Annotated in this window: 6 protein-coding genes; 1 reads left to right on the top strand and 5 read right to left on the bottom strand. The window is 71.3% G+C overall.

The window, feature by feature from the left end; all coding sequences use genetic code 11:
• Both ACWDR3_RS23910 and ACWDR3_RS23905 read right to left on the bottom strand, forming a co-directional pair.
• The coding region (locus ACWDR3_RS23910) for a dienelactone hydrolase family protein (protein WP_450354575.1) at positions 1 to 723 on the bottom strand (723 nt) is incomplete at its 3' end.
• Positions 724 to 1,040: 317 nt separating this feature from the next.
• Positions 1,041 to 1,559, bottom strand: coding sequence for a CGNR zinc finger domain-containing protein (locus ACWDR3_RS23905; protein ID WP_450354574.1), 519 nt, complete (start codon positions 1,557 to 1,559; stop codon positions 1,041 to 1,043).
• Between the two features lie 37 nt (positions 1,560 to 1,596).
• Between ACWDR3_RS23905 and ACWDR3_RS23900 the strand changes: the two genes are divergently transcribed.
• A complete protein-coding gene (locus ACWDR3_RS23900; RefSeq protein ID WP_450354573.1) occupies positions 1,597 to 2,277 on the top strand; it encodes a hypothetical protein in 681 nt (226 codons plus the stop codon).
• A gap of 20 nt (positions 2,278 to 2,297) precedes the next feature.
• On the opposite strand, the gene ACWDR3_RS23895 is transcribed toward ACWDR3_RS23900, so the two are convergent.
• From ACWDR3_RS23895 to ACWDR3_RS23885, 3 genes are all read right to left on the bottom strand, one after another.
• Positions 2,298 to 3,692: a HAMP domain-containing sensor histidine kinase gene (locus ACWDR3_RS23895; protein WP_450354572.1), complete on the bottom strand. Its 1,395-nt coding sequence runs from the start codon at positions 3,690 to 3,692 to the stop codon at positions 2,298 to 2,300.
• On the bottom strand, positions 3,689 to 4,378 hold the full coding sequence (locus ACWDR3_RS23890; protein ID WP_450354571.1) for a response regulator transcription factor: 690 nt from the start codon (positions 4,376 to 4,378) through the stop codon (positions 3,689 to 3,691). Before ACWDR3_RS23890 ends, ACWDR3_RS23895 begins: the two co-directional genes overlap by 4 nt.
• A gap of 159 nt (positions 4,379 to 4,537) precedes the next feature.
• Positions 4,538 to 7,219 (bottom strand): family 78 glycoside hydrolase catalytic domain, encoded by a 2,682-nt coding sequence (locus ACWDR3_RS23885; RefSeq protein WP_450354570.1) that lies wholly within the window; start codon positions 7,217 to 7,219, stop codon positions 4,538 to 4,540.
• Between the last annotated feature and the right edge of the window lie 2 nt (positions 7,220 to 7,221).

Here is a 7,221-nt window from a genome sequence, read left to right as displayed (position 1 = left end):
GTCGGAGACGACGAGATCGCCGTATCCGTCTCCGTCGAAGTCGGAGCGGACGCCGGGGTGCTGTGGGTGGTAGCCGACGCCGGGGACCGTGGGGTGGTCGACCGGCGGATGGTGGAAGGCGTGCAAGGCCCCGCCGTAGACCGCGAGGCGCCAGTCGACGCCCGCGGCCTGCATCTCGGCGGTGAACGCGTCCCGTTGCGCGGGCGGCATGATCGGGTCCTCCGACCCGACCCCGGCCCACACCGGGCAGCGAATGCGCGCCGCCTCGCCCGGTCGGCCCGTGGTCAGTGCGTTGACTGTGCCGATCGCGCGCAGGTCGACGCCGTCGCGCCCGAGTTCCAGCCCGACGGCGCCCCCGGTGCCATAACCGATGGCGGCGATCCGGTCAGGGTCGGTCCGCGGTTCGGTGCGCAACACGTCGAGCGCCGCATGACCGATGCTCCGCATCCGGTCGGGATCGGCGAGCAGCGGCAGGCAACGGGCCAGCATCTCCTCGGGGTCGCTCAAATAGCGCCCGCCGTGCAGGTCGAAGGCCAGCGCTATGTATCCCAACTCGGCAAGAGCATCGGCCCGGCGGCGCTCCACGTCGCTGAGCCCCGTGCCCTCTGGTCCGAGCAGCACCGCGGGCCGACGGTCGACACCGGCCGGGAGCGCGAGGTGCCCGATCATTGTCAGACCGTCGGCCGGGTACTCGACCGTACGCGTCGTAATCGTCGTCGTCATGAGCCTGGACTGTAGTGATCGTCGCGCCCGGTCCGGCCGCTGTTCTGCCGCAGGCAGAGCAGCGCGGGCATCACCCTGAAATAGGGCGAGGATCACAAGAACTCTGAGGCCAGATCTCAGCCCTCCGGGACGGCCTACTGGAGGCCCCAGCGGTGCGGGTGTCCGGGATCGGCCGGGCTTGCGAAGACGTTGAGTTCGCCGTCACGACCCACGCGGACCCGAGTGGGTAGGGCGAACGGGTGCGGGCGGAGGCCCCGCTCTTCGAGCGGCCGATTCATGGGCCTCCGGGAGGGAGTGATCGCGGTTCAACTCGTCCGCTACGAGTTCTTCGCCGACCGTGCCCGATACGCCGCCACCGTCGTCCGGCTCGCGCACGCGTTGGAGCAGAACCGGCGTGTCCGGTTCCGTGACTGGTCCACGAAGTAGTTCTCGCACCCGGCCGCGGCGCACCGTCCCAGTGTCACCGCCGGGTCCCCGGCGGCGACCAGGGCGAGCTGGGCGGCGATCAGCTGACCGACCCAGCGCTCGGCCGGAGTGCCGTTGCGACTGAAGTGGATGTGCCAGCCGCCGAGACCGTCGTGGTCGGACAGGTGCATCTCCGGCGGATAGTCGCGCAGCAGGCGGTGCACGGCGTCGGGGGCCGTGCCGTCGACCGACTGCGCCAGGGCCGTGCGTACGAGGTTCGGCAGCTCGCCGTAGTCGCCGCGCGGCGGCGGAGTGACCTCGTGCTCCGCGAAGAACCTGGAGGCAAGTTCCCCTTGCTCATCGAGAGTTCCGGTATTGGCCAGCTCGACGGCCAACCGCACCACGTTGCCGACGTAGTCACCGTATTGCACTTGACCACCTACATCGCCGCTTCTTAATGTAGGCGTCATGGTAGCTGATGACACCTACGTAGCCCGCCGTCTGTACATGCTCGGGGAGTGGGACGCCGCGCTCGCCGTCCTGGGCCCGGACGCCGAGCCCGAGCTGCGCGCGGAGATCGCCGTCGACGGCTGGTTCTTCCGGATCGAGGGGCATGAGGAGGCCGAGAAAGCGGTCGAGGTGCTCGATCCCGCGTCGCCGACCCGGCAGTTGCTTGCGGGGCGACTGGCCTACAGCCGCCTGCTGTTTCGGCGCGACCCTCGGCCCGACGACCGCGCCACCGCCGAGGCCGGCTACCGTGCCGCGGTCGAGAGCGGCGACGAGAAGACGCGCGCTTGGGCCGAGTATCACTGGGCGGTTCTGCTGGACAACATCGACGAGGACCGGGCCGGCGCCCTCCCGCTCTACGAGGCGTCTCTCGAAGTCGCGACGAAGACCGGTGACGGCCTCTTCGAGTCCTACATCATCCGGCATCTCGCGGCGCACAGGGAGCCCGTCGAGCGGATGGCGATGCTGCGCCGCTCACTTCACCTGCGCGCCGCGCTCGGCGCCCGGCCCCAGACACTCGCCGCGCAGGCCCTTCTCGCCGACAACCTCCCCGAGGACGACCCTGAACGCGCCGAACTCCTGCGGGTGTTCCGGCCGGGTGCGGAGGAACTGCGGATCGGCTGGCTCCTGCGCGAAGCCTGATTCGCCGAACGGCGTTCCTCCTACGGTTCCGTCCGCCCGCTCTGCACCGAAAGCGTCGCCAGCAGTCCGCCGCCGGGTGCGTCGCCCAACGTGAGCGCGCCGCCGTGGAGTTCGGCCTGCTGCTGCACCAGGGCCAGGCCCAGGCCGGAGCCGTGGCTGTGGGGATGGGGCCCGCGGGCGAAGCGCGCCTTGACGGCATCACGTTGCTCGGCGGGGATCCCGGGACCGTCGTCGGAGACGGTGATGCGCGCGGAGTCCGCGTCCCAGGTGAGAGAGACGTGCACCTGGCCGTGGGGTCGGCGTCCGTGCAGGGCGGCGTTGTTGAGGAGGTTGTCCACGGCCAACCGCAGTCCGGCGGGCCAGCCCTCCACAGGGGGAGCCGGTTCGGAGGCGGCGATGTGGAGGGCGTAGGCCGTGCCGGGGTGGCGGTTACGGGCGTGCCGTACCGCCTCGTCCAGCAGTGCGGGCAGATCCACCGTGGCCCGCGGCGGCAGCGCGTGGGCGTCGCCGCGGGCGAGGATCTGCAGGCCCTCCAGCAGGGCCGTGATCCGCCGGTGCTCGACGGCCATCGCGTCGAGGGCCTCCTGGCGCTGGGCGGTGGGGAGTTGGGGGTTGCGCTGGAGTGTCTCCAGGTTCATGCCGAGCGTGGTCAGTGGGGTGCGCAGTTCGTGACCGGCGTCCGCGGTGAAGCGGCGGGTGGCCTGCATGCTGGTCTGGAGCTGGCCCAGCATGCGGTTGAGGGAGGCGGACAGGTCGGCGACTTCCTGGGGGCGCGTGACCTTGGGGAGCAGCCGGGAGGTGTCCGCGGGGCGGATGCGCTGGGCGCCGGTGCGCAGGCGCTGGAGCGGTTTCAGGATCACCCGCGTGATCAGCCAGACGCCACCGCCCGCGACCAGGGTGGCCAGCGCCGCCACCCCCGCGACGATGCGCGTGTTGTCGGCGACCCGCTGCTCGATCGGGTCGAGATCCTGCAGCACCTGGATGTAGGCGTCGTCGGTGCCGTCGCCGGTTGTGTCCACGGGCTCCACCAGAGAACGCCAGGACTGCCCGCCGACTCGCACGGTGCTCAGGCCGTCGGTCACGGGGACGGGAATGTCCACGCCGGGCTGGTCGCCCCGCGAGTCGATGATCCTGCCGCCGGAGATCAGGCGGACGAGCGACTGGCTGCCCGCCAGCAGGCCCCCGTAGTCGTCACCCCCGTCGCCGCCCGCGCCGTCCCCTTTGGAGAGCAGCTTGTACGCGTCTCCCTGGGCCTTCTCCGCGCGCACGGTCAGTTGCCGGTCGACGTCGGTGCGATCGCGGTGGTCGATCCGGTCCACGATGATCAGCCCGGCCAGGCCGACCACCACCACGACCAGGAACGCGACACTCGCGGTGATCTGTGAGCGCAGGCTGCGCGGGAGGGGAAGTCTCATGGCCGCAGCGCGAATCCGACGCCGCGCACCGTCCGCAGGATCCGCTGCTCGCCGCCGGCCTCCAGCTTTTTGCGCAGATAGCCGACGAACACGTCGACCACATTGGTGTCCACGTCCCAGGTGTAACCCCACACCTGCTCCAGCAGCTGGGTCCGGCTCAACACCTGTCCGGGCCGCTGCGCGAGCGCCATCAGGAGGTCGAACTCCCTTGTCGTCAGCCCCAGTTCGCGCCCGGCGCGGGTGGCCTCGCGGCGGACGGGCTCGATGGCGAGGTCGCCCAGGACGAGAGGACGTTCGTTGCTGGTCTCGTGGAGCCGGACCAGCGCGTGCAACCGCGCGGCCAGTTCCACCACCGAGAACGGCTTGACCACGTAGTCGTCGGCACCGGCCGCCAGACCCGCGACCCGGTCGTCGACCTCGTCGCGGGCCGAGAGCATGCACACCGGGATGGTGCGCCCCTGCTCCCGCAGCCGGCGTACGGCCTCGACCCCGCCCAGGCCGGGCATGACCACGTCGAGCAGGACGACCGAGGGCAGCCGGGCGGCGACCGCCTCCAGCGCGGACTCTCCCGTGTCGGCCTCCCGGACGTCGAAGCCCTCGACGGACAGCCCGAGCCGCAGAGCCTGGCGGACGCCCTGGTCGTCGTCCACCACGAGGACCTCCGGCTTGCGCCGCGCCATCGACATCACGCTCTCTCACTTCCGTGCCGGGCTCCGTGCCGGGGCGAAGATCGGGCCGCCGCCTGAGTCCAGTATGTCCGGACGATTCACAAGACAGATTAAGAGCGGAACCCGCAGGTCACCGGCTTTGCCTGGCTGGCGCGGCGGTCGTGTGGAGCTGGGCGTTCAGGCAGAAGCGGCGTAGGGGCACCGGAACGTGTGGCGTCCCGAGCCGATCTCGAACGGAGCGCTGCCGTCGGGGAGCTGGACCTCGGCCCGGACGCCCGGGGGTACGAGGGCCTCCACGACGAGGGTGTCCGCCTCGGCGCCCTCGATGCGCCAACCGGCTTCGGCCCGCCCGTATGGGGTGTCGTGGGCCGCCCTCGCCCAGGCCAGCTCGCCACCCGGGACCGGAGCGATGCGCAACCGTCGCCACCCGGGTTCGGCGGCGGCGAGACCCCCGACCGTACGGTGCAGCCAGTCGGCCACGGCTCCGAGCGCGTAGTGGTTGAAGGAGGTCATCTCGCCGGGGTTGACGGTGCCGTCGGGCAGCATCGAGTCCCAGCGCTCCCAGACGGTGGTGGCGCCCATGGTCACCGGGTAGAGCCACGACGGACAGTCCTTCTCCAGGAGCATCCGGTAGGCGAGTGGGGGCTCGCCCGCCAGGCACAGGGCATCGCAGATCAGCGGCGTGCCCGTGAAACCGGTGGCGATACGGAAGGAAGCGCGGCGCACGATCTCGGCCAACCGTGCTGCCGCGCCCCGCCGTTGACGTTCCGTCGGCAGCAGCGAGAAGGCGATGGCCAGGGCGTAGGCGGTCTGGGTGTCCGAGGACAGCAGGCCGTCAGGGGTGACGAAGTGATCGGCGAATCGCTCGCGAACCGCCTGTGCGTGGGCACGGAAGCGAACCGTGTCCTCCTTGCCGTCCACGTGCCCGACACCGCCCAAGTGCCCGGCGCCGTCCAGGAGTTCGGCGACCTCGGCGAGCACCTCCGCGGAGCGGACGACGTACGCGTTGGCGACGAGATCGCCGTCGGTCCGCGCCTCGCCCGGCCGGTCCGGCGGGGCCTGCGGGTCCAGCCAGTCCCCGAGTTGGAAGTCCTGCCGCCACAGCCCGTCCCTCTCGGCGGTGAGCCGGATCGTGGCCTCGCCCCAGGCCCGCATGCTCGGGTACTGGGTGCGCAACACCTCCAGGTCCCCGAAGCGCTGGTACAGGGTCCACGGCAGGAGCACGGCGACATCGGCCCACACGGCCTGCGCCCCTAGGCTCTGGAAGGTGTCCGGGGGGAGCACATCGGGGACGACCAGGGGCGGCACGCCGTCCGGTCGCGCCAACTGCTCCGCCGACAGGTCGCGCAGCCAGCTGGTCAGCATGCCGGAGCAGTCGTGGAGGAAGGTGGCGGTGGGCGCGAAGACCTGGATGTCGCCGGTCCAGCCCATGCGTTCGTCGCGCTGCGGGCAGTCCGTCGGGACGTCGAGGAAGTTGCCGCGCATGCTCTGTACGACGTTCTCGTGCAGTTGGCCGACCAGCGGGTCGGAGCACTCGAACCAGCCGGTGCGGGCCATGTCCGTGTGCACCACGACCGCTTCGATGGCGGCGGGGTCGAGCGGTCCGGGCCAGTTCCCGACCTCGGCGTACCGGAAACCGTGGAAAGTGAAGTGCGGTTCGTAGGTCTCGACTCCTGTGCCCGCTCCCGGACCTTCGCCCGCCTCCACACCCTCGCCGCGCAGCACGTAGGTGTCCGTGGCGGCCGCGAACCGCAGCGGGCGGGTGCTCAGTTCGCCGTCCTCCAGCACCTCGGCGTGGCGCAGGGTGATCTCATGGCCGGCGGGGCCCGAGACGCGGATGCGCAGTCGGCCGACCAGGTTCCGGCCGAAGTCCAGGACGGTCTTCCCGGACGGCGTCGTGATGACCGAGACCGGGGCGACGGTCTGGGTGCGTCGTACGGGCGGTCCCGTCGGCGCCACCAACTCGGCCCGTGGAGGCGGCAGTTCACGAACGGGCGCCCAGTCCGACGTGTCGTGTCCCGGCGTGGACCATCCCGGCCGCTCTCGCCGCGCGTCGTAGACCTCACCGTCGTAGATCTCCGAACGCAGCACGGGACCGGCCGTCGTGCGCCAGTGTTCGTCGGTGCGGACGGTCTCCGTCGTGCCGTCGGCGTACGCGATCTCCAACTGGGCCAGGAGCGAGCGGTGTTCGCCGTAGATGTTGCGTCTGCCGCCGTGGAAGCCCAGACGTCCGGTGTACCAACCCTCGCCGAGCAGCGCTCCGATGGTGTTCTCGCCGGTCCGGAGCAGTGAGGTGACGTCGAAGGTCTGGTAGCGCAGGCGGTGTTGGTAGGAGGTCCAGCCGGGGGCCAGGACGTGGTCGCCGACGGGCTCGCCGTTGATCTCGGCCGAGTAGACGCCGTACGCGGTGATGTACAGCCGGGCCGAGGCGACGGAACCGGTGAGGGTGAAGTCGCGGCGGAGCAGGGCGACGGGCAGCGGTTCCTCGGTGGGGGAGTGATCGGGGGTGACGGGGCGGGCCGTCCAGTCGGCCGGGTCCAGGAGGCCGGTTTCGACGTACGAAGTCACCGACCAGGGCGAGGGTTCGTGATCTCCCTCGCCCCAGACGCGTGCGCGTACGCCGACTCGTTCGCGGGAGCCGAGGCGCGGGCCCGGCCAGGGCACCAGGACGGACTCGGCGGACTCCACGCGGCCGGTGTCCGCGAGGACGGTGCCGTCGGCCGCGCTGATCTCCACCTGGTGGGCGGCCTGTCGCCAGTCCTCGGTGTCGGTGACCGTGCGCCAGCTCAGGCGGGGCGTGGACTCGCCGATGCCCAGGGGCTCGCGGTGGTGCTCGAAGGTGGGCGGTGTGACGTACACGG

Source organism: Streptomyces sp. NPDC001002, assembly GCF_053599215.1.
This window is presented reverse-complemented; position numbering and strand designations above follow the sequence as displayed.